At 69.3% G+C, this 22,531-nt stretch carries 18 protein-coding genes; 9 read left to right on the top strand and 9 right to left on the bottom strand.

All coding sequences use genetic code 11. The annotated features are described in order from the left end of the window. Positions 1 to 76: 76 nt before the first annotated feature. The 4 genes from FEK34_RS21345 to FEK34_RS21330 form a co-directional block, all read right to left on the bottom strand. The gene (locus FEK34_RS21345; RefSeq protein WP_432760973.1) at positions 77 to 4,288 is read right to left on the bottom strand and encodes a molybdopterin-dependent oxidoreductase; all 4,212 of its coding nucleotides are present in this window, start codon (positions 4,286 to 4,288) and stop codon (positions 77 to 79) included. A gap of 123 nt (positions 4,289 to 4,411) precedes the next feature. Next, the gene (locus FEK34_RS21340; RefSeq protein WP_138450307.1) at positions 4,412 to 5,116 is read right to left on the bottom strand and encodes a demethylmenaquinone methyltransferase; all 705 of its coding nucleotides are present in this window, start codon (positions 5,114 to 5,116) and stop codon (positions 4,412 to 4,414) included. A 71-nt stretch (positions 5,117 to 5,187) separates the two neighbouring features. Continuing rightward, positions 5,188 to 5,868, bottom strand: a complete 681-nt coding sequence (locus FEK34_RS21335; RefSeq protein ID WP_138450305.1) for a GAP family protein — start codon at positions 5,866 to 5,868, stop codon at positions 5,188 to 5,190. Between the two features lie 356 nt (positions 5,869 to 6,224). Then, a complete protein-coding gene (locus tag FEK34_RS21330; protein WP_138450302.1) occupies positions 6,225 to 6,818 on the bottom strand; it encodes a TIGR03086 family metal-binding protein in 594 nt (197 codons plus the stop codon). A 188-nt stretch (positions 6,819 to 7,006) separates the two neighbouring features. Here FEK34_RS21330 and FEK34_RS21325 point away from each other — a divergent pair, with 188 nt between their 5' ends. Beyond that, positions 7,007 to 7,228 carry a hypothetical protein gene (locus tag FEK34_RS21325; RefSeq protein WP_138450298.1) on the top strand — a complete coding sequence of 74 codons (222 nt, stop codon included), beginning with the start codon at positions 7,007 to 7,009 and terminating at the stop codon, positions 7,226 to 7,228. A 55-nt stretch (positions 7,229 to 7,283) separates the two neighbouring features. Here FEK34_RS21325 and menD read toward each other — a convergent pair whose 3' ends face one another. After that, positions 7,284 to 8,915 (bottom strand): 2-succinyl-5-enolpyruvyl-6-hydroxy-3-cyclohexene-1-carboxylic-acid synthase, encoded by a 1,632-nt coding sequence (gene menD / locus FEK34_RS21320; RefSeq protein ID WP_138450297.1) that lies wholly within the window; start codon positions 8,913 to 8,915, stop codon positions 7,284 to 7,286. An 86-nt stretch (positions 8,916 to 9,001) separates the two neighbouring features. Between menD and FEK34_RS21315 the strand changes: the two genes are divergently transcribed. Then, a complete protein-coding gene (locus FEK34_RS21315; RefSeq protein WP_138450295.1) occupies positions 9,002 to 9,832 on the top strand; it encodes a siderophore-interacting protein in 831 nt (276 codons plus the stop codon). Between the two features lie 109 nt (positions 9,833 to 9,941). Here the strand turns inward: FEK34_RS21315 and FEK34_RS21310 are convergent, their stop codons facing one another. Continuing rightward, positions 9,942 to 10,388, bottom strand: a complete 447-nt coding sequence (locus FEK34_RS21310) for a DUF6918 family protein (RefSeq protein WP_138450293.1) — start codon at positions 10,386 to 10,388, stop codon at positions 9,942 to 9,944. 76 nt (positions 10,389 to 10,464) lie between these two features. Continuing rightward, entirely contained in the window at positions 10,465 to 11,121 is a 657-nt protein-coding gene (locus FEK34_RS21305; protein WP_138450290.1) for a PaaI family thioesterase, read from the bottom strand. A gap of 115 nt (positions 11,122 to 11,236) precedes the next feature. On the opposite strand from FEK34_RS21305, the gene FEK34_RS21300 reads away from it, so the two are divergent. From FEK34_RS21300 to menE, 3 genes are all read left to right on the top strand, one after another. Further along, complete coding sequence (locus FEK34_RS21300; protein ID WP_138450288.1) at positions 11,237 to 12,130, top strand: 1,4-dihydroxy-2-naphthoyl-CoA synthase; 894 nt, start codon at positions 11,237 to 11,239, stop codon at positions 12,128 to 12,130. Between the two features lie 46 nt (positions 12,131 to 12,176). Next, a complete protein-coding gene (locus FEK34_RS21295) occupies positions 12,177 to 12,569 on the top strand; it encodes a VOC family protein (RefSeq protein ID WP_138450286.1) in 393 nt (130 codons plus the stop codon). Positions 12,570 to 12,926: 357 nt separating this feature from the next. Beyond that, positions 12,927 to 14,084, top strand: a complete 1,158-nt coding sequence (gene menE, locus FEK34_RS21290; protein ID WP_138450283.1) for an o-succinylbenzoate--CoA ligase — start codon at positions 12,927 to 12,929, stop codon at positions 14,082 to 14,084. 194 nt (positions 14,085 to 14,278) lie between these two features. Here menE and FEK34_RS21285 read toward each other — a convergent pair whose 3' ends face one another. After that, positions 14,279 to 14,851, bottom strand: a complete 573-nt coding sequence (locus tag FEK34_RS21285; protein ID WP_138450281.1) for an NADPH-dependent FMN reductase — start codon at positions 14,849 to 14,851, stop codon at positions 14,279 to 14,281. A gap of 178 nt (positions 14,852 to 15,029) precedes the next feature. On the opposite strand from FEK34_RS21285, the gene FEK34_RS21280 reads away from it, so the two are divergent. Further along, on the top strand, positions 15,030 to 16,028 hold the full coding sequence (locus tag FEK34_RS21280; RefSeq protein ID WP_138450279.1) for an ATP-binding cassette domain-containing protein: 999 nt from the start codon (positions 15,030 to 15,032) through the stop codon (positions 16,026 to 16,028). Positions 16,029 to 16,101: 73 nt separating this feature from the next. Continuing rightward, positions 16,102 to 16,920: an ABC transporter permease gene (locus tag FEK34_RS21275; protein WP_138450276.1), complete on the top strand. Its 819-nt coding sequence runs from the start codon at positions 16,102 to 16,104 to the stop codon at positions 16,918 to 16,920. 34 nt (positions 16,921 to 16,954) lie between these two features. Here FEK34_RS21275 and FEK34_RS21270 read toward each other — a convergent pair whose 3' ends face one another. Continuing rightward, the gene (locus FEK34_RS21270; RefSeq protein ID WP_249359459.1) at positions 16,955 to 20,806 is read right to left on the bottom strand and encodes an AfsR/SARP family transcriptional regulator; all 3,852 of its coding nucleotides are present in this window, start codon (positions 20,804 to 20,806) and stop codon (positions 16,955 to 16,957) included. An 85-nt stretch (positions 20,807 to 20,891) separates the two neighbouring features. Between FEK34_RS21270 and FEK34_RS21260 the strand changes: the two genes are divergently transcribed. Further along, entirely contained in the window at positions 20,892 to 21,359 is a 468-nt protein-coding gene (locus FEK34_RS21260; RefSeq protein WP_138450274.1) for an SRPBCC family protein, read from the top strand. 21 nt (positions 21,360 to 21,380) lie between these two features. Continuing rightward, positions 21,381 to 22,256, top strand: a complete 876-nt coding sequence (locus FEK34_RS21255) for a 1,4-dihydroxy-2-naphthoate polyprenyltransferase (protein ID WP_138450271.1) — start codon at positions 21,381 to 21,383, stop codon at positions 22,254 to 22,256. Positions 22,257 to 22,531 lie beyond the last annotated feature (275 nt).

Here is a 22,531-nt window from a genome sequence, read left to right as displayed (position 1 = left end):
TCGAGTAGTTCCCTCGCTCATGTAGCACTCGGCGCGGGGGCGCGAGGGCGCGGTGGATGTTGGTGACGGCGGGCGGTCAGTAGACGTCGCGGACGTAGCGCTTTTCGGCGATCAACTGCTTCTTGAAGGCCAGTGCTCCGTCTTCGTCGAGCTTGCCGTGGATCTGGGCGAGCTTGAGCAGGGTGTCGTCGACGTCCTTGGCCATGCGGGCGGCGTCACCGCAGACGTAGAGGTGGGCGCCCTCGCGCAGCCATGACCACAGTTCGGCGCCGTGCTCGATCATCCGGTGCTGCACGTAGATCCGTTCCCGCTGGTCGCGGGAGAACGCGAGGTCGAGCCGGGACAGGTGCCCGGTGCGGAACATGTCCTCGAGTTCGGTGCGGTAGTAGAAGTTCTGCGCGGCGTGCTGGTCGCCGAAGAACAGCCAGTTGCGTCCGGTGGCGCCGAGCGCGCGGCGTTCGTGCAGGAAGCCGCGGAACGGGGCGATGCCGGTGCCGGGGCCGACCATGATCATGGGCACGCTCGGGTCCAGCGGCGGACGGAAATGCGGGGCGCGTTGCAGGAAGATCGGCACCTCGGCGGTGTCGGCGCGATCGGCCAGGAAGGTCGAGCAGACCCCGCCGCGCCGGGCCGCCGAACCCGCGGCGGCCGGGTCACCGTAGCGCACCACGCCGACGGTCAGCTCCACCTGATCCGGGCTGACCAGCGGGCTCGACGAGATCGAATACTGGCGCGGCTGCAGCTTTTTCAGCGCGCCCAGCCATTCGACCAGGTCGGCGCGCACCGGGAAATCGCGCAGCACGTCGACGGCCTGCCGGTCCCACAAGTAGCCGGCCAGCTCGTTGCGGTTGTCCCGGCGCAGCAGCTTGGCCAGGCGCTGGTCCGGGTTGCGGTCGGCGACGAATTCCAGCAGATCGTGGGAGATCTTGGTGATGTCGTAGCGGGTGCGCAGCGCGTCGGCCAGCGGCATCTCGGTCGCATCCACCTCGACGGTGCGCTGCCCGTCCAGGCCGGTCGCGTCCAGCCATTCCCGCACCAGCGACGGACAGTTCGTCGGCCAGACCCCGAGCGAATCACCGACCTCGTAGCTCGCCTCGAGTCCGCGCAGATCGAATCCGAACCTGCGCACCTCTTTCGACGAATCCGGGCTGGTCAGCACCTCGTTGCGGACCAGCGGCGCGCGCAGCGGGGCATTGCGGCTGAACGGTGCCGGGGCACGACGGGCGGGCTGCGAGGCAGGCGCTGTAATGGTGCGGTCGAGCACGGCGGTCGCGGTGCCGCCGGAGCCACCGGGCGCACCCAGGCCGCCGCCCGGCTGCGGGAATCCGACCGAATCACCCGGCCCCGAAACAGGATTCGCTTCCGCACCGCCGCCGGAGCCGCCGAGCACCGCGACCACCTCATCCAGCCAGGCGGCGCCGGGTTCGGCGAAGTCGGGTTCGCAGTCGACGCGCGGAAGCAGCCGGGTCGCACCGCGTTCGGCGAACTTCTCGTCCAGTTTGCGGCCGTGGCCGCAGAAGTCGTCGTAGGAGGAATCGCCGAGGGCGAAGACGGCGTAGCGCATACCGGTGAACCGAGTGGCGCTGTCGTCGAGTCGCTGCCAGAAGTCGCTGCCGTTGTCGGGCGGACCGCCGTCGCCGAAGGTGCTGCTGATCACCAGCACGTCGCCGGTGAGAGCACCGAGTTCACAGGAGTCCATATCGAGCAGCCGTGGGCTCAGCCCTGATTCGGTGAGGCGTTGCGCGGCCGTCGCGGCGAACTCTTCGGCATTGCCGGTCTGCGACGCCCACAGCACCGTCACCACCCGCTGCTGCGCGGCAGGCTCGGTGACCTGCGAATCACCAGCGCCCCCACGGGAATACATGCCTGCCAGTAGCCCGTCCACCCACAGCCTGCTCTGCGGCGACAGCGGGGCCGACGCGGGCAGCACCGGCTGGCCGGTGACCGGCAGCGAGTGCAGCGCGGCCAGATAGCCGCCGAGGTAGATGCGCTCGGTCTCGCTCAGCGTCGGTGTCGCGGTCGCGTCTAGGCCGAGCATGGCGGCCAGCGGGTGGGTTCCGTCTTGCGGTTGCGCGAGCGGCGCCTGCTGGGCGGGCCGGGCGACCGGAGCAACGCGACGCAAGGCGACCGCGCACGCCTTGAACTCCGGTTGCAGCGAATCGGCGTCGACGGCGTCATTGGTGACGGCGTTGATGGTCAGGTACTCCCCCTGTTCGTCGTTCCAGTGGAAGGGCGCGAAGCAGTCGCCAGGGCGCACCCGGTCGCTGATCCGGGCGGGCAGCACGGCCCGGCCGCGGCGCGAGGTGATCTCGAGTTGATCGCCGGGGGCCAGTTCGAGGGTGCGGGCATCGTCGGGGTGGATTTCGACGAACGGTTCGCCGTTGAGTTTGTTGAGCTTGTCGATGCGCCCGGTCTTGGTCATCGAATGCCACTGATGTTGCAGGCGACCGGTATTGAGCAGGAATGGGTAGTCGTCGTCGGGCATCTCCTCGGGCAGCAGATGCGGCCGCGGCCAGAACACCGCGCGACGGCTCGGCGTCGGGAAGGCCAATCGGGGACGGTGCCCGTCGGCGTCGACGAACTCCGTTTGGCTCACGCCGTCGTTGACGTAGCGGATCGGGTTGCGGCGCTGCCCGGGGTCGGGGCACGGCCACTGCATCGGCCCCTCGCGCAACCGTTCGTAGCTCATCCCGCGCAGGTCATAGCCGGTCGCCGGATTCGCGAACTGCCTGATCTCCTCGAAAACCTCCGCGCTCGAAGTGAAATCGAAGCCGGAGAAACCCATGGCGGTCGCCACCTGCGCGATCAACTGCCAATCCGGGCGGGCGTCACCCGCAGGCGGCACCGAACTCTGCAACAGCGTGACGTTGCGTTCGGAATTCACCATCACCGCGTCGGCCTCGGCCCACAGCGTGGCGGGCAGCAGCAGATCGGCGTAGGCGTTGGTGGCGGTGTCGGTGTAGGCGTCCTGCGCGATCACCAACTCGGCCGCCTCCAGGCCACCGATGACGGTCTTCCGATTGGCCACCGTCGCCACGGGATTGGTGCAGATGATCCAGGCAGCCTTGATGGTGCCGGCGGACAGGCCGCGGAACATGTCGATGGTGCCGGGCCCGGCTTCGGCGCGAATGGTGCCGGGTTCCAGGCCCCACGCGGTCTCCACGAACGTCCGGTCGGCGGGGTTGAGCACGCTGCGCTGCCCGGGCAGGCCGGGACCCATGTACCCCATTTCCCGGCCGCCCATGGCGTTGGGCTGACCGGTCAGCGAGAACGGACCGCTGCCGGGACGGCAGATCGCGCCGGTGGCCAGATGCAGGTTGATCAGCGCATTGGTGTTCCAGGTGCCGTGCGTGGACTGGTTGAGCCCCATCGTCCACAGGCTCATCCATTCGCCCGCCTCGCCGATCCAGCGGGCCGCGGTGCGCAGATCCTCGACGGCCAGGCCGGTGATCTCGGCGACCCGTTCCGGGGTGTAGCCGGCCAGGAATTCCGGCATCGCCGCCCAGCCCTCGGTGTGCTCGGCGATGAATTCGGCATCGATGTCGCCCGCCTCGACCAGCAGGTGCAGCAGTCCGTTCAGCAGCGCCAGATCGGTGCCGGGCGCGATCTGCAAGAACAGGTCGGCGCGGGCGGCGGTATCGGTGCGCCGCGGATCCACCACGATCAGCTTCGCACCCGCCTTCAACCGGTCGGCCATCCGCAGGAACAGGATGGGATGGCAGTCGGCCATGTTCGCGCCGATGACGAAGAACAGGTCGGCGCGGTCGATGTCGTCATAGGAGCCGGGCGGCCCGTCGGCGCCGAGCGACTGCTTGTACCCGGTGCCCGCGCTCGCCATGCACAGCCGGGAGTTGGCCTCGATGTGCACTGTGCGCAGGTAGCCCTTGGCGAGTTTGGTGGCCAGGTACTGCGCTTCCAGCGACATCTGCCCGGAGACGTAGAGGGCGATGGCGTCGGGGCCGTGCTCGTCGAGGATGGCGCGCAAGCGGTTGGCGGCCTCGGTGACCGCGGCGTCGACGTCGATCGGTACCGGCGCCTCGTCGCGGCCGTCTCGGCGGTAGGCGGTGCGCATGCGGCCGTCGGTGCGCATGAGTTCGGCGTGGGTGGCGCCCTTGGTGCACAGCCTGCCCGCGTTCGATGGATGCAGTTTGTCGCCGCTGACCTTGGCGATGACGGTGGCGCCGGTCGCGTCGTGGGTGGTGTCGACGGTGATGCCGCAGCCCACACCGCAGTACGAGCACGCCGTCCTGGTCGTGCCCGGCTGCCGGTCGGTCACCGCATCGGACATGCCACCGATCATTGCGGCGCTCGGTTTCAGCTGGTTTGCCCGATGTTATCGGCAGATGACGTTTCCGCTCACCGTCCCGCGTCCACCGCTGTGAGCTGGGCGTTCACGGCAGTGCGACGTACATCACCCCAGCTTGTAGGCCCGGTGCAAGGCCACCGCCCCCAAGCTCAGGTTGCGCCATTTGACCCCCGACCAGCCCGCATCGGCGATCCGCAGCGCCAGCTGACGCTGATTCGACCAGTCCGGAATGGATTCGGCGAGGTAGGCGTAGGCCTCGGGATTGCTGCTGGCGACCTTGGCGATCTGCGGCAGGATCTTGGTCAGGTACAGCCGGTAGACCGAACGGAACGCGGGCACCGTCGGCGTCGAGAACTCGCACACCACGAGCCGTCCGCCGGGTTTGGTCACCCGCAGCATCTCGCGCAGCGCCAGATCCGGATCGGCGACATTGCGCAGACCGTAGGAGATGGTGACGGCGTCGAAGGAGTTGTCGGCGAACGGCAGCGCCATCGCATCGCCCGCGACCATCGGCACATTGCGGAACCGGCCCGCCTTCAGCATGCCCTGGGAGAAGTCGGCCGCCACGCACCAGGCGCCGGACTTGGCGAACTCCGCGGTGGACACCCCGGTGCCCGCGGCGAGGTCGAGCACCCGCTCGCCCGGGCGCGGCGCGATCGCCTTGCGCGTCTCCCGCCGCCAGTACCAGTCCTGGCCGCCGGAGATGAGGATATTGGTGGAGTCGTACCGCTGCGCGACCTCGTCGAACATCGCCGCGACCTCATTGGGCTGCTTGTCCAGCGAGGCCCGGACCGAGTGTGTTTTCGCCACGCCACCGACATTAACCGCCCGCTCGCGCGTATCGATGCGCGCACCGGTGTTGCCTCGGTTACCCGTGCGGCTCACCACAGATGCCGATAGTGCACGCCGGCGTCGACGACCAGCGCGAGGCCGAGCACGACGAAGACGACGCGGACCGAAACCGGACCGTATGTCCTCAGCACCCGAACCACTTTCCGGTAGCCGCGTTGCGCCCCCGGCGAGCGGCGGGTCGCCAGCACCAGCACGAGCAGCGGCGGCAGCAGCGCGAGCGCGCAGTAGGCCACCACGATCACCGGCCACAGCGGCGGCAGCGGGTCGCGGGCCGAGATCATCGCCAGCCCGGCCAGATACGGGATGGCCGTCGGCGCCTGTGCCAGCCCGATGGCGACGCCGACGATGCCGAGCAGCCAGGGTTTTCGCCGGAACGCCGTCGCCCACGGCGGGGGTTCGGCGCGCGCGCCGGCGGGCAGGCACGCGACGGCGATGAGCGCGAGACCGATCGCCAGCTCACCCCAGGCGCGGACGGTCGGAGTCAGCCGGACATCGAACCAGCCGGTCAGAAAGTTGATGCCGAGCACCGCCAGCAGCCCGAAGGTCGTGGTGACCGCGAAAACGCCCGCGATGAAACTCAATCCACCGGGCACCGGCGACCTGCGCCCCAGCTTGCTGTCGAACACGATGGCCGTGGTGACGCCGACGAGCAGCAGGTCGAGGGAATCGATGAATGCGAACCCGGCGAGGGCGAGAAGAAGGGCCAGCATGACCTTGGTCAGCGTACCGGCGCCCGGCGAACCGGCATTCGGTCTCCGGTCGGCGCGGCCGATGACGCCACCATCAGCCGATCAGCAGCCCTCTCGAGTGGGAATCGCGCCGCACCCGAGCGCTTGCCGATCGGTTCCGGCTCGCATGGCATCCGGGCACAGGCCTTGCCGCCGATGGTCAGCGGCAAGCTTGCGCCTGTCGAGCCGGCCGGATCCGCCCGGCCCACATTGCCCGATCAGTACCGGCGGTGCACATGCATGCCGGCCATCGCCGGACGGACAAGCGGCGACCGAATCTCCCGGGCCGCGGGGAGCACGTAGCGCGCCCTACCGCTACCGCACCAGGGTACGCCGGATCAGACCGGCGACCCGGCCGCGGACCAATTTGCCGCGCGTCCGGTGAGCGCGAGCAAGCGGTCTGCCTTCGGCGCGTCGTCCGGGACCGAAACGACCGGGCCGAACAACCCCGGTGTCCCCTCCGCCGGAGTATCGGCCAGGAACTCCAGCAGCACATCGAGATCGGCGTCGGCGATCGACACTTCCTGGCCGGTGGCCCGGGCCAGATCCCACGCGTGGATCACCAGTTCGTCCAAAGCCACCCGCGCCATGATGGCCGCAGGCATGCTCACCCCGCCGGCTTCGGTGTCACCGTCCCACGCCGAATCGTCCCGCCAGGCGGCGACCAGCGCGTCCAGCTGACGCGGAATGCGCGTACGCCAGTCCGGTGCGAGCGGATTGTCCGGCCCGGTGCTCGGTGCGACGGACCCGCCGACCGCCTCCTTGGTGGCGGCCTGCCGGAAGGCTTCGGTCAGATCGACCACATGCGCGAGCAGATCCCGCACGGTGGTGTCGGCGCACGGGGTGGGTGCGCCGAGCCGGTCGTCGGTGATACCCGCGACAACGGCGGCGAGGGCGGTGGCGGCGGGTGCGAAATCGAACTCCGGTGTCATCGTGTCTCCTGGAGCGAGTGGTGGGCGTCCATTCGTTGAGACGGGACCGCCCGCCGGAATTCATCGCAGCGCCGAAACAACCCGCACATGGTTGCCGGATCGGGCCGACCGGAGCATGCTCGACAGCGTTGGACTGTTGTCCGCCCCGTCGCGGCACCGCGCGGGGCTTACGCGGAGAGGAGCCCACGATGATCCCGAACACCCCCGACCCGGTCCCGGCCGCCAACCCTGCCGACGTGGCAGATCAGTCGGTCGAGATCGCGCCAGAGGACGAGGACACCGGTCTCGACACCGCCGGGCTCCGCACCAGGGACAACTGGGAGGCCAACCCGGCCGATGTGGTGGAGCAGTCGATTCCGGTCCCGATGGACGACGAGTACGAAGACGAGGAGTCCGAGGCGCCGGCCTGACCCAGGAGCCCGTGCGACGCCGCCGTCCGAGCGCTCGGGCGGCGGCGAGTGCGGTCTAGCCCTGGATCTTCGCCCGCACCGTGGCGTGCAGTTCGCGCAGGCTCGACCGTTCCGTCACCACTTCCAGCACCCGGATCCCGTGCGCGTTCCCGCCGAGCTCCACGGCCAGCTTTTCCGGTGTGACCTGCTGGTGCGGTATGCGGTAGGCCGCGCACAGGGCGGCCAGGTCCATGCCGTGCGGGGTGCCGAAGACCCGCTCGAACACGCCCGCGTACTGCGGATCGCCCTGTTCGAGCAGTTCGAAGATGCCGCCGCCGTCATCGTTGGCGACCACGATGGTCAGGTCGGCCGGCCGTGGCTCACCGCGCCCGATCAGCAGCCCGGACGCATCGTGCAGGAAGGTGAGGTCACCGATCAGCGCGATAGTGCGGCCGACGTGGTGCAGCGCCGCGCCGACCGCGGTGGAGACGGTGCCGTCGATGCCCGCCACACCACGGTTGGACAGCACCCGCACACCGGGGCGGGGCGTCGACACCAGCGCGGCGTCACGCACCGGGTTGGAGGCGCCGAGCAGCAGCTGATCGCCCTCGCGCAGCGCGTCCATCACCACCGCGGCGACATGCAGGCCGGTCGGCTTGGGATGTCCGGCCAGCTCCTCGCGCACGACCTGGCCGGCCTTGGCGTTCAGATCGCGGCAGTGCGCCAGCCATTCCGGGCGCGGCTGCCCGGCGGTGACGGCGCGGGTGCCGGTGCCGACCACATTGCCGGAGACATCGGGCCAGCGCGGGCCGGTGGTCAGCGCGAACACCGTGACCTCGGGATCGGCCAGCACCTTCGACACCTGACGGTGCAGCGTCGGCCGTCCGGTGATGATCGCCTGCTTCGGCTTCAGCAACGGCAGCGCCAGCGGATGCAGGGCCGGGCCGTGCATCGGGGCGGTCGGCTCGGCGACGGTCGGCAATTGCGACAGTTCCGGGCGCAGTCCGGCACCGTGGCCGGAGATGACGACGGTGTCGGGCGTCAGGTCGATATCGAGCGGGACGTCGAGGGTCGCGTAGCGGGTCTCGGTCCAGGCGCTGCCGTCCGCACGGCCCTGCGGCAGCGACTCGCCCGGCGCGAGGTCGGGCACCAGCGGTTCGCGCAGCGGGATATCGAAATGCACCGGCCCGGCATTGCCGGAGCGGGTGCCGCGCGCGGCGGCGAGTACCCGGCAGACCGCCGAGCGCCAGACGCTGTTGTGCTGGTCGTAGCCGCCGGCGTCGTCGGTTTCGGCCAGCCCGAGGCTGATCGTCGCGCGCACCTGGCTGCCGAACAGGCCCAGCTGTTCGATGGTCTGGTTGGCGCCGGTGCCGAGCATCTCGTAGGGCCGGTTGGCGCTGAGCACGATGAGCGGAACCCGCGCGTAGTTGGCCTCCAGCACGGCCGGTCCGAGGTTGGCCACGGCGGTGCCGGAGGTCATCACGACGGGCACGGGGCAGCCGGAGGCGATGGCGAGGCCGATGGCGAGAAACCCGGCGGTGCGTTCATCGATGCGCATGTGCAGCCGCAGCCGTCCGGCGGCGTCGGCGGCCTGCAACGCGAAGGCCAGCGGCGCATTGCGCGAGCCGGGGCACAGCACGACATCTCGCACGCCCCCGCGCGCCAGCTCGTCGACGACGACCTGGGCCTGTGCTGTTGACGGGTTCACCACTCCAGACTCTCAGACGGTGAGCCGTCCGGGCGCGTCAGCCTGCTCACACCCGGCGTTCCTTAGGTTTTGCTAACCTAAGGGTCATGGCCAAGCGCACCAAATACCTCAAGCCGGACGAGCGGCGGATCTGCACCGCCGAGGTCGTCGCGAGCAAGCGGCTGAGCCCGCATTTCGTCCGCGTCACCGTCGGCGGGCCGGATCTCGCCGACTTCACTCCAATGGGCTACGACCAGTGGTTCCGGCTGTTCCTGCGCCGCCCGCAGCAGAGCGAGCTGCGGCTGCCCACCGCGGCCAACAACCTCTGGTACGCGCAGTACCTGATGATGAGCAAGGACACGCGGCCGCTGGTGCGCAACTACACGGTGCGCGATTTCCGTCCCGCGGGCGCGGGCCAGTTCGGCGAGCATGCCGAGATCGATATCGATTTCGTCTCGCACGGCGATGACAGCCCGGCCTCCACCTGGGCGAACAACGTCAGCATCGGCACCATGGTCGGCCTGTTCGACGAAGGCGTGATGTATCAGGCTCCGGAGCATACGAATTGGTCGCTGCTGGTGGGCGATGAGAGCGCGATGCCCGCGCTGGCCGGCATCCTGCGGTCGGCCCCGCGGGATCTGCGCGGCGCGGCCTACATCGAGATCCCCCATGCCGATGACGTGCAGGAACTCGGCGAACCCGAAGGGGTTCACGTGCATTGGCTGCCCCGCACCGACGCATCGGCGAAGATCGGCGAATTGGCGGCGGCCACGGTCCGCACGGCCGAAATGCCGAGCACGGGCGTGTACGGATTCATCGCCGGCGAGCAGGCGCTGGCTTCGGGGGTGCGGCGGCATCTGGTGAACGAACGCGCAATCCCCAAGGCGGACGTCACCTTCACCGGCTACTGGCGTTTCGGCAAAGCCGCGCCGAGCTGAACCACACCGCCCGAACGCGGAATTCGGGGGCAGCGCCCGGCCATGCGAGTGGCCGGGACGAAAAAAGCGGTACCGCCACGAGATCCGCAGCGGTACCACCAGGGGGATGTCAGCCCGCGTGCCGCTGCACCAGATCGCCGACGCGCGGCAGCGCCTCGATGACGTTCTTCTTGGCCGAGGAACGCATCGAGTTGTAGACCTTCTTGATGGCGGGCCGGGTGGAGGCTTCGGCCCGCTCGTCGGTCACGGCGAGCAACGCCTCGGCGACCTCATCCGACTTGGCCACGAGCAGGTCGGCGAAGCTACCCGAACCGGCAGCGGTGTACTCCTGCCAGTAGGGCTCCAGCTGCGCGAGCAGCTTGGGCGCCAGCGACTCCAGCGCGTCGGGCACGATGGACGGGCTGATCTTCTTGACCGCCGCGTACCCACCCTTCACAGCCAGGCCGGACGCACCACCCTTGTCCGAGACCTCGGCATCGAGCACCTGGACGGCGTCAGCGAGGAAGGCCGGGCGCGTGGCCTCGTCGAGCAGGGATTCAGACAGTGCTGCAACCACTTTCAGGGTCCTCCGGATCGTTATTTCGATGGACGAGCAGCCGCAACTATACGCATCGCTTCCGGGCTTGCGTGGGCTATGGCTGCCACGGCAGCAACTGCACCATGAGCCCTTCACAATCGGCGAGCACTGTGCCCTGCTCATCGGCCAATTCGGCGCTGATGAACGTTTTGCGACCTTCGATTCGTTCGACTCGCCCGCGCACCGTCAGCGGGGTCTCCAGCGGAGTCACCTTGCGGTAGTTCACATGCAGGTAGGCGGTGCGGCTGATCGGGCGGCCGGCGTAGTGCACGATCATGCCGAGCAGGTCGTCGAACAGCAGCGGCAGCACACCACCGTGCGCGGCGGAATTGCCGCCGAGGTGGAAGCGGCGGAACACGCCCGTCATCACGATGCCGTCCGGCCCGGCTTCCACAGTGCGCCACGGGAGCAGCAGCAGACTGCCGCGGCCCGGGAGTTCGACCGCACGTCCGGCGGGGCCCTGCAATTCGGGTGCGCGGTAGGGCTCGAGCAGTTCGATCAACCGGTTGGCCTGGGCGAGAGCGTCGGCGAGCACGTCGTCGGGTGCGTCGATGGAGACCGTCAGATCCTGCAAGGTGCGCATGGCTTCGACGAACGGCCCGAAATCGGGCCCGACCCGCGCCGGCGTGATCTTGGGAAAGCCGCCGTGCCGCTCATACCGAGACTCATCGACAGCACTCTCGTCGATAACCGGTTCTACTCGCTCACTCATACCTGCACGCTAACGCGATTTTTTACACCGTCAAGTCGATGCCTCCCGCAGGCCGGGAGTCGAGCGCCTCACACCTGCGCCGGAACCGGCCACCCGCGGGGCCATAATCACTGACGTGACGTTCAATCCGACGCTGTGGCGGCCCGTACCCGGGTTCGAGAACCTGACCGACATCACCTACCACCGGCATATCGAGCAGGGCACCGTCCGGGTCGCCTTCGATCGGCCCGAGGTCCGCAACGCCTTCCGCCCGCATACCGTCGACGAGCTCTACCGCGTGCTCGACCACGCGCGGATGACCTCCGACGTCGGCGCGGTGCTGCTCACCGGCAACGGACCGAGCCCCAAGGACGGCGGCTGGGCCTTCTGCTCCGGCGGCGACCAGCGCATCCGCGGACGCAGCGGCTACCAGTACGCCAGCGGCGAGACCGCCGACACGGTGGACCAGGCCAGGGCGGGCCGGCTGCACATCCTCGAGGTGCAGCGCCTCATCCGGTTCATGCCCAAGGTGGTGATCGCGCTGGTCAACGGCTGGGCCGCCGGCGGAGGGCACAGCCTGCACGTGGTCTGTGATCTCACCCTGGCCAGCCGCGAGCACGCCCGGTTCAAGCAGACCGACGCCGATGTGGGCAGCTTCGACGGCGGCTACGGCAGCGCCTACCTGGCCAAACTGGTCGGGCAGAAGTTCGCGCGCGAGATCTTCTTCCTCGGCAGGCCCTACACCGCCGAGGAGATGCATCAGATGGGCGCGGTGAACAAGGTCGTCGACCATGCCGAACTCGAGGACGTCGCGCTGGAGTGGACCGCCGACATCAACGGCAAATCCCCGCAGGCCCAGCGCATGCTCAAGTACGCGTTCAACCTGGCCGACGACGGCCTGGTCGGCCAGCAGCTGTTCGCCGGTGAGGCGACCCGGATGGCGTACATGACCGATGAGGCCGTCGAGGGCCGCGACGCCTTCCTGGAGAAGCGCGCACCCGACTGGAGCCCCTACCCCTGGTACTTCTGATCGGTTACCACCCGCCAGGCGAGGACCCACACCACGAGGGAGACCGATGGACATCCTCAGTAGCCGAATCCTGCTGCGACCGGCCGATTACGACCGGACGCTCGCCTTCTACCGCGACGATCTGGGGCTCGCCATCGCCAGGGAGTACCCGGGCGGCACGGTGTTCTTCGCCGGGCAGTCGCTGATCGAGATCGCCGGGCACGGTGGTTCGGACGGCTCGTCGAGCTTCGACGGAGCTATCTGGATGCAGGTGCGCGACGCCTCGGCCGCGGCGGTGGAGCTCACGCTCAAGGGAGTGGCGATCGAGCGGCCGCCGGTGCAGGAGCCGTGGGGCCTGATCGAGATGTGGGTGCGCGATCCCGATGGTGTGGCGATCGTGCTCGTGGAGGTACCCGACGATCATCCGATTCGTCGCGATAGCCGCAGGAAGCCGCAATGATCGCGGCCGCGCCCGGTGACTGTCGGCAGGTCACCGAGTTGCCATTCGGACAGCCGAGGGGAACGATAGCGCTCGGATGGCCGCCCGACCGTCGATGCCCGGGTGACCGTAGCCCGCGTACATCCGACGAACGAATCGCAGTTTCGATGTTTGGCCTATCCGAGCCTGATTTTCCCGTGTTTCCGGCCGCGTTCGCAGCTGGTACGCACCGTCACGGCAACCCGTTCCGCACCCGGTCTCACGCGCATGACACGATCCCTGTCGTGAGCGAGCGCAACGAGGTGGAGCCGTGAGCGAGCGAACTCCCGGCACCTCCACCACGTCCTCGACGGAGCCGAGTGCCAGCGAGGTGGAGTCATGAGTACCCTGCGAACCTTGCCGATGCCCACCGGTTCGGGCATGCGTGATGTGCTGCCGCACCTGCGCGAGGCCCTCGAGGGCAATGGCCCGGCGTGGCTGCCGATTCCGACCAGTGACCGCCGTGAGGCCCGCCGGTTGAGCAGTGCGCTCTCCCCCGGCGAGCCGATCGAAGACGACGTCGCGCTGGTGGTCACCACCTCCGGCACCACCGGCGTGCCCAAGGGGGCCATGTTGAGCGCGGCGGCCCTGCGGGCCAGCGGCAATGCCACCCACGACCGGCTGGGCGGGCCGGGCAGCTGGCTGCTCGCCCTGCCCACCCACCACATCGCCGGCATTCAGGTGCTGTTGCGCAGCATTCTGGCCGGGACCGAACCGACCGTGCTGGACGTTTCCGGCGGTTTCCTGCCCGAAGCGCTGGCCGGCGCCGTCGCGAGCATGCCCGGCCCGCGCCGCTACACCTCACTCGTGCCGACCCAGCTGATCAAGGCCCTCGACGCCCCCGCGGGCGCCGCCGCATTGGCCGAGCTCGACGCCGTGCTGGTCGGCGGTGCGGCCACCCCGATCCCGGTGTACGAGCGCGCGAAAGCCGCCGGGATCAATGTGGTTCGCACCTACGGCATGAGCGAGACCTGCGGCGGCTGTGTCTACGACGGCGTCCCGCTCGACGGCGCCAAGGTGCGCATCGAGGACGGCCGGGTGCTGCTCGGCGGCGCCATGCTGGCGTCGGGCTACCGCGGCCTGCCCGACCATCCCGCCTTCGCCGAACCCGGCTGGTTCCGCACCGAGGACGCGGGCACCTTCGAGAACGGCGTGCTCAGCATCAGCGGCCGCCTCGACGAGGCCATCATGACCGGCGGACTGCTCGTCATCCCGCAGGTCGTGGAGGCCGTGCTGGTCACCCATCCGGCGATCAGTGAGGTCGTCGTCCTCGGCCTGCCCGACGAACGGCTCGGCCAGCGCGTCGCCGTCGCGGTGGTCCCGGCGGCCGGCGCCAACCCGACCCTCGACGAACTCCGCGACCACGTGCTGCGCGAACTCGACCCCATCGCCGCACCGCGCGAACTCGCCGTTTTGGATGAGCTGCCGTTGCACGGGCCGGGTAAGCCGAACCGGGCCAAGCTGCGGGAGATTCTGATATCGGAGTCGGCGCACTAGACAAATGCCGCTCCGCCGCTCCAGATCGAACAAGAGCGTCGTCGTTATCACCGATCCGGGTCGTCGCGGGCCTCGGGAACGCCTCGACGATCAGGCCGGGTACAACGCGATGGAGCCGAGGACCGACGAGCCGGCGACCTGACCGGCGGCGCGCAATCAATACGTGTCCTCAGCTCGCAGGCACGACCGCGTGATCAGACCGGATACGGCACACGCTGCTTGGCCGTGCGCAGCGCATCGGCCCACCACAGCAACTGCCGCGCCATCACGTGCAGCGCCTCGGTGGCCGCCTGGTCCGGGTACCCGTCGGCCGGGTCCAGCGAGGACCACGGGTTGTGCAGGCTGACGGTCTCGCGGACGGTCACCGCATGCAGTTCCGCCAGCACCGGGCGTAAGGCCTCGACCGCACGTAAACCGCCGGACATCCCGCCGTAGGAGACGAATCCGACCGGTTTCGCCCGCAATTCGGGCCCGAGCATGTCTATGGCGGTCTTGAGCGGCCCTGGATAGCTGTGGTTGTACTCGGGCGTGATCACGATGAGGGCGTCGGCGCGACCGATGCGTTCGGTGAGAGTCGCGAAATCCTCGTCGGCGCCCATCGAGTGCGGAATGGTCGTCTCGGCCAGATCGAGGAGGTCGACGTCGAGGCCCGCGCCGGTCAGCCGGTCGTGCACCCAGGCGCCGATCCGGGCGCCGAAGCGGCCGTCACGGACGCTGCCGATGAGCGCGGCCACACGCAGATCGAGCACTGCGGTCTCAGGATTCATCAGATACCTTCGCTGTTCGGAGGGTTGTTGGACGGCGTTCCACCGTCACCGGCAACGGTAGAAGCTCAACAAATGTTGAGGTCAAATCGGCGGTGCGGGCGCTCTTGCGCCCGGCTTGCAGAACCCACGCAATCGCGGTGCAAGCCCGGTGCAAGAACGTCCGCGCACAGTCGACGCCATGACTGATTACGCATCGACCGGCCCCCTCGCCATCGAGGCCGACGGCCTGGTCAAGATGTTCGGCGCCCAGCGCGCCGTCGACGGGGTGAGTCTGGCCGTGCCGCAGGGCGCGGTGTACGGGGTACTCGGGCCGAACGGCGCCGGTAAAACCACGACGATCCGCATGCTCGCCACCCTGCTGCGCCCCGACGGCGGCAGCGCCCGCATCTTCGGCCACGACGTGCTCGCCGAGCCGGACGCGGTGCGCTCGCTGATCGGCGTCACCGGCCAGTACGCCTCCGTCGACGAGGACCTGACGGCCTCGGAGAACCTGATGATCTTCTCCCGGCTGCTCGGCCTGTCCCGGGCCGACGCGCGCCGCAAGACCGCCGAACTCCTCGACGAATTCGACCTGACCGAGGCCGCCGACAAGGCGTTGAAGAACTTCTCCGGCGGTATGCGCCGGCGGCTGGATCTGGCCGCGAGCCTGATCTCCACCCCGCCGCTGCTGTTCCTGGACGAGCCGACCACCGGCCTGGATCCGCGCACCCGCGCCCAGATGTGGGAGACCATCCGCAGGCTGGTCCGCGAGGGCGCGACGGTGCTGCTCACCACCCAGTACCTGGACGAGGCCGATCAGCTGGCCGACCGGATCGCGGTGATCGACCGCGGCCGGGTGATCGCCGACGGCACCGCCGACGAACTCAAATCCTCGGTCGGCCAGTCCTCGCTGCACCTGACCCTCACCGACACCGGCCAGCTCGCCGAGGCCCGCCGCATCATCGGCGATTTCCTCGGCACCGACGCCGCCGTCTCCCCGGAAGCCGGGCGCCTCACCGCGCCCCTGCCCGATCCAGGGGTCACCGCGGATCTGCTGATCCGGCTGCGCGAATGGGAGGTCGGCGTCGAGGAGATCTCGGTCAGCAAGCCGAGCCTGGACGAGGTCTTCCTCACCATCACCGGCCATCCGGCCGAAGACAACACCGACGAATCCGAACTCGAACGGAGTTCGGCATGACCGAGTCAGCGCCCGGAGGAGGCAGCTTGCGTAACCACGCAGGGCGCCTCGGGCATGCCAGAAAGGACACAGCATGACCACAACCCTTACCGCGCCGGCAAAGGCCAGGCCGGTCCCGCAGCCCGCAGGGCCCATCACCCTGAAACAGACCTTCGACAACACCCTCACCATGGCCTACCGGGGCGTGCTGAAGATCAAGCACAACCCCGAGCAGCTGTTCGATGTGGTGATCCAGCCGATCATCTTCACGCTGATGTTCACCTACATCTTCGGCGGCGCCATCTCCGGTGACGTGCAGAGCTACCTGCCGGTCATCATCCCCGGCATCCTGGTGCAGACGGTCATCATGACCTCCATCGTCACCGGGGTGCAGCTCAAGGAGGACATGGAGAAGGGCGTCTTCGATCGCTTCAAATCCCTGCCCATCGCCCGTATCTCGGCGCTGTCGGGCGCGCTGACCGCCGATATGGTCCGCTACGCCATCGCCTCGGTGCTGACGCTGGTCATGGGCCTGATCATGGGTTTCCGGCCCGATCCGCTCGGCGCCATCGCCGGTGTCGCGCTGGTGATCGTGTGCTCGTTCGCGACCAGCTGGATCTGGGCGTTCTTCGGCGTCATCGCCAACAAGGCCTCGGCCGTGCAGGGCTATTCGATGCTGGTGATGTTCCCGCTGACCTTCGCCTCCCCGGCGTTCGTGCCGAAGGAGACCATGCCGGGCTGGTTGCAGGCGTTCATCGACGTCAACCTGGTCTCGCATCTGGTGTGGGCGTGCCGTGACCTGATGAACGACGGGCATGTCGGCTCGCATGTCGTCTGGTCGCTGGTGGGCGCCGCGGTGATCATGGCGGTCTTCGCGCCGCTGACCGTGCGCGCCTACATGCGGCGGGTCTGAGACCGTGCCGCACCCGACCGGGTCCGCTCGCGAATCATCGTGCGAGCGGGCCCGGTTCGGTCGTGTTCGCCGCGACAGCCTTCAGCAATGTCATGATCCGGTCGGCGGCGATCAGCCTGCGCAGCCCCGCCGCCTCGGCCGTCGCCCGATCGAGGCGGTCGAGGCCGACGGTGTCGCGGTGTAGTTCGCGGTGGCGGGCCAGCGCCATGACCGGATAGTCCTGCCTGGCTTTCGCGGCCGGGGCCAGGGCCAGCAACTCCAGCCCGACAGCACTGTCCGGATCGACGGCGAGCCGATGCGATCCCACCGCGCAGGCCACCGCGCCGATCTGCGGAACATCCCAGAACTGGATGAGCCGTTCGACCGCGATCTCGGCCAACTGGCCGGCCATCGCCGTCACCGCGGCGGCATGCCCGTAGACGGTGTACGCGTCGACCATCGCACTGCACAACATCATCACGCCCGGCCCGGGCACGAACTCGCGGCCGGGCCAGCCGACCAGCTCGAGCGCGCGACGGAACAGCCACAGGCCGCGCTCCCGGTTGCCTTCGGCGAGTTCGATTTCGGCCAGGCTCGCCGCCACCGTCGACAGCCGGTGATTGCGCCGCACCCCCGGATCGTCGAGGGCGGTCAGCCGGGAGCCGCCTGCTTCGGTGAGGCCGAGTGCGCGCTCGAGTTCCGCGCGTGCCCGCCCGCTCTGCCCGCACCCGGTGAGCGCGGCGGCCAGGAAACAACGCAGCTCCAGGCTCTCCTCGTAGGCGCCGAGCCGGCGCAGCTGCTCGGCGGCGATCTCGTAATATCCGACGGCTTCGCGGTAGCGCGCGTTCTGGCCGGCCAGGCCGCCGAGGTGCTGGTTGATCATGGCGCCGGACCAGACGTCGTTGGCGGTGATCATCGACGCGGCGATCCGCGCATCCCGGGCCGAGCCATGCTGTTGACCGTGGTTCTCCCAGGAATTGGCGCGAATGATCAGCGCCGCCAACGCGGTATCGCGGTCGGCGGAGCGAGTCGCGTCGGCGAGCAGCCGCGCCACGGCCCAGCCGTCGATCGGGCAGGTGATGAATCTGCCGAAGAAACGGGCGGTTTCGCTGAGTTCACCGCTGCGGCGTAGCAGCCGCCGCGCCCGCGTGCGCACCGTCGCCGCGTCGCGCAGTTCGCTTTCCATGTACATCAGGTGCAGACCGCTGTAGACGTAGCCGAGCATCTCCAGGTCGATCTCGATGCCATGGCCGTCCGGCGGTGGCATGGCCAGCATCCGGCGCACCCACGCGATGAGTTCCATATGCGCACCACGCATCACCCACAGCATGGCGGTGATCGGGAAAACGGTGTACATCGTTCGGGCGTCGCGACGTTCATCGGCCAAGCGCAGCACCGCGGTGAGATTGTCCATCTCGGCGGCGACGGTGAGGGCTACCGTCACCTGGTCGCACTCGTGGTACCGGCGGGCCGCGTTCAAGGCGAAATCGCGGGCCCACCCGCACATTCGGTCGGCGACCAGGTCCACTTCGTTCAGCGGACTGCCGGGCGAATCGGCGGGTTCGGTCCGCGCACCGGCCGTTCGGTCACTGCCATGGCCGCCTGCGGTCGCCGTCACTGGTTCGGAACGGCCGGTCTTCGTCCCGATCACCGTCGATCCGGTGCGGGACTGCGCGGCAAGTTGTTCCTCGCCGAATTCCCGTACTGTCTCGAGCATCCGGTAGCGCAGCGGAAGATCGACGTCCGGATCGGGCCGATCGGCCTCGAGCACCGTGAGCAGCGATTGCCCGACCAGCCCCTCGACAGCGGCCACCACATCGGCGACCTCGGGGCCACCGGCCACGAATTCGGCCGCGTCCAAGGTGAATCCGGCCGGGAACCGGCACAGCCTGCGCAGCGCGATCTGCTGCGGTTCGTCGAGCAGATTCCAGCTCCAGGCGATCACGGCATGCAGGGTGCGGTGCCGTTCCGGCGAGGAGCGATCGCCGCTGCGCAGCAGCGCGAACCGGTGCTCGAGGCGGGTATCGATCTCCTCGACGCTCATGGTGCGCACTCGCGCGGCGGCCAGTTCGATGGCCAGCGGGAGGCCGTCGAGGCGATGACACAGCCGCGCGACGACCTCGGGGTTCAGCCGCGCGTTCGGGCGCACCGCCTTCGCCCTGGCCACGAACAATTCCGTCGCCGGCGATCCGGCCGCGTCGATGGCCAGCGGCGCCAGCGGATACACCGTCTCGGCGGTGATCGCCAGCGGCGCGCGACTGGTGGTGAGCACGGTCAGCTGATCGCAGCTGCCGACCAGATCGGCCACCACCTCGGCCACCGCGTCGATGAGGTGCTCGCAGTTGTCCAGGATCAGCAGCATCGGACGCTCCGACAGGGCATCCCGCAGCCGCTGCCGCAACTCCACCTTGATTCCGGTGCGGATCAGCAGCGGGTCCCGCGCGAAATCGCCGAGTCCGAGCACCGCACCGATTGCCGCCTCGACCTCACCGCGTGCTTCCGCGGCGGACCCGTCGGCCCGCACCGAAGCCAGCTCGACCAAGACCACCGGCTCGTGTCGTGCCAGCCGCGCGCCGAGTTCATTGGCGACGCGGGTTTTGCCGGTTCCGCCTGGCCCGAGCACCGTGGTGACGCGGGAGTTGCGCAGCAGTTCCTCCAGGGCGATCAGATCGTCTGCCCGGCCCAGCAGCGCGTTCGGCGCCGCACGCACCCCGATCGCGCTCGGCCGCTGCGCCGACTCGCCGCGCGCGGCCGATCCCTGCCGGTCGACCGCCGGCGCGAGCCCGTCCGGCGCGGCGCGTGGATGCTCGGTCACCGCGGGCCCGCCGGCAGGGCCGGTCGACGACCACGACCGGCGGGCGCGATCGCGCGTCGGGGAATCGGTCGCCGGGATAGCAGCCGATGCTCCGGGCCCACGCTCATGCGGCGGTTCGGCTCCGTTGCGGGACCGGGAGTCGGCCGGGATTTCTTCGACCCGTGGCGACCCGAATTCGGTGGGCGCGCCCCCGTTGTGCCTGTCGCTCCCATGCGGCTCGAGCAGCGGTTCGGAAGGCTGGTCGTGCGGATCGGTCTGCCGCATGCCCGCCTGCCCGGCAACAGTCGCGTCCGAGGCCGTGGTCGCGGATGGAAAGTCGCCGCGAAGGATGGCGGTGTTCAACTCGGCCAGCGCCGGACCGGGATCGGTACCGAGGTGATCGGCCAGTGCGGCACGGATGGTGGCGAAGACGTCCAGGGCCTCGTTGGTGTGGCCTGCGGTAGCCAGCAGGCGCATGAGGGTGCGGGCGGCGGGTTCGCTCAGCGGGTCGGCGCGCACTGCGTCGCGGGCGAGGGCGATGGCGCCGTCCAGGTCGCCGATGCCCGCACGGGCGGTGAGCTCGAGGCCGTTCAGGGCGGCCCAGGCGTCGGCCGCGGCCACGGCGAGTTCCTCGGCCAGCGGGCCGGGAGTGAGATCGGCTCCCGGTTCGCCGCGCCACAGCGCCCGTGCCTGGGCGACCAAGTCGAGGCAGCGGGCGTAATCGCGCTCGGCCCGGGCCTGCTCGAGCAGCACCGACACCGCCGTGAGATCGACCTGCTCAGCGCTGAGTCGCAATCGGTAGCCCGCCGGGCCGACCTCCACGGCACCCTCGGGGAGCGCCGCGCGCAGCCGGGAGACCTGGGTGTGCAGTGCGTTCATCGGCGCGCGCGGCGGCCGCTCACCCCACACCTCGTCGATCAGGGCCTGCGCGCTGCGGCTGCGACCGGGCGTGACCGCGAGCGCGGCCAGCAACATCCGGGCCCGCACACCGGGGACCGGTGCCAGCACGCCGTCGCGGCGCAGCGCGACCTCGCCCAGCAGCCCGACCACGACCGATGCTGCGGGCGCCATCACCGGTATCCGGCCGCTCGGACCGCTCAGCTCAGAAACCATGCCGTGCTCATCGTATGCGCTGGTACGGCCGCGAAGCGCGCCGATTCCGCTGCGGTCCGACCGGTCGGTCGCCTACGCTGGGCCAATGGCCGAATTCGAGGTGGTGCGCCAGATCGTCATCGCGGCCGAACCGGCACGCGTGCACGAGTTGATCAACGACTTCCACAACTGGGTCGAGTGGTCGCCGTGGGAAGACCTCGACCCCGAGTTGCGCCGCATGTACAGCGGCCCGGATGCCGGAGTCGGCGCCCGCTACGCCTGGGAAGGCAACCGCAAGGCCGGGCGCGGGACAATGGAGATCACCTCGAGCACCGAGCAGGAGATCCGCGTCAAGCTCGACTTCGAGAAGCCCTTCAAAGCCAGCAACAATGTCGTGTTCTCGCTCACCCCCGCCGAAGGTGGCGGTACTCAGGTGGTGTGGCGGATGAACGGCGAACAGCGCGGGCTGATGGCGCTGATGGGCAAGGTCATCTCGATGGACAGCCTGATCGGCAAGGATTTCGAGAAGGGCCTTGGCCGGCTGCGGCTGGCCGCCGAAGCCGCGCCCCGGTAGCGCGCCGATTAGGCTGCGGACATGGCTACCGCAGCGCAATGGATCGAGGGCGCCCGGCCCCGCACCCTGCCGAACGCTATCGCCCCGGTCATCGCAGGTACCGGAGCCGCCGCATCCATCGACGGCCTGGTGTGGTGGAAAGCGATTCTCGCGCTGCTCGTCTCGCTGGCGCTCATCATCGGCGTGAACTACGCCAACGACTACTCCGACGGGATCCGCGGCACCGATGACGACCGCGTCGGCCCACTGCGCCTGGTCGGCTCGGGCCTGGCCTCGCCCGCCGCTGTCCGCACCGCGGCCATCGTCAGCCTTGGCATCGGCGCCGTCTTCGGCCTGATCCTGGTGGTGCTGACCGCGTGGTGGCTCATCCTCATCGGCGCCGCCTGCCTGGCCGGTGCCTGGTTCTACACCGGCGGCAGCAAGCCCTACGGCTACAGCGGTTTCGGCGAGATCGCCGTGTTCGTCTTCTTCGGCCTGATCGGTGTCCTCGGCACCCAGTTCGTTCAGGCCGAACGCATCGACTGGGTCGGTGCCGTGCTGGCCGTAGCCGTCGGCGCCTTCTCCAGCGCCGTCCTGGTCGCGAACAACCTGCGCGACATCCCCACCGACACCGAATCGGGCAAGGTCACCCTCGCCGTCAAACTCGGCGACCCCCGCACCCGCACCCTGCATCTGGTCCTACTGGCGGTGCCGTTCGTCGCGACGTTGCTGCTCGTCGCGCGCTCCCCGTTCGCCCTCGCCGGCCTGCTCGCGATCCCGCTCGCCGTCCGCGCCAACGCCCCGGTGCGTTCGGGCCGAGGCGGGCTCGAATTGATCCCAGCACTGCGTGATTCCGGACTCGCCCTGCTGGCGTGGTCGATCTTGACCGCGGCAGCGCTCGGACTCGCCGCTCTCTGAGCCGGGCGGCATTCCCCGCCGAGGCGAATCGATCGCACGCGAAAAGCGTGGCAGCGCCGTACTGTTGAGGCAGGGGCGAGGGGCTCGACGGGATGGCGCTCAGCGGTCCCGTCATCTCTAGGAGGGACCATGTCGGAGGCCGGCGACCGCGAAAAACCTGTGCAGCGATCCGATTCGCCGCCTCCACCAGACGATTCGCGGCCGCCCGACGCACCGCCGCCCTCCGTACCGAATCCACAGCAGCCGGAATCCGGTGAGCCTGGACCCGCATCGAC

It is taken from the genome of Nocardia cyriacigeorgica (assembly GCF_005863245.1).
GTDB lineage: Bacteria > Actinomycetota > Actinomycetes > Mycobacteriales > Mycobacteriaceae > Nocardia > Nocardia cyriacigeorgica_C.
This window is presented reverse-complemented; position numbering and strand designations above follow the sequence as displayed.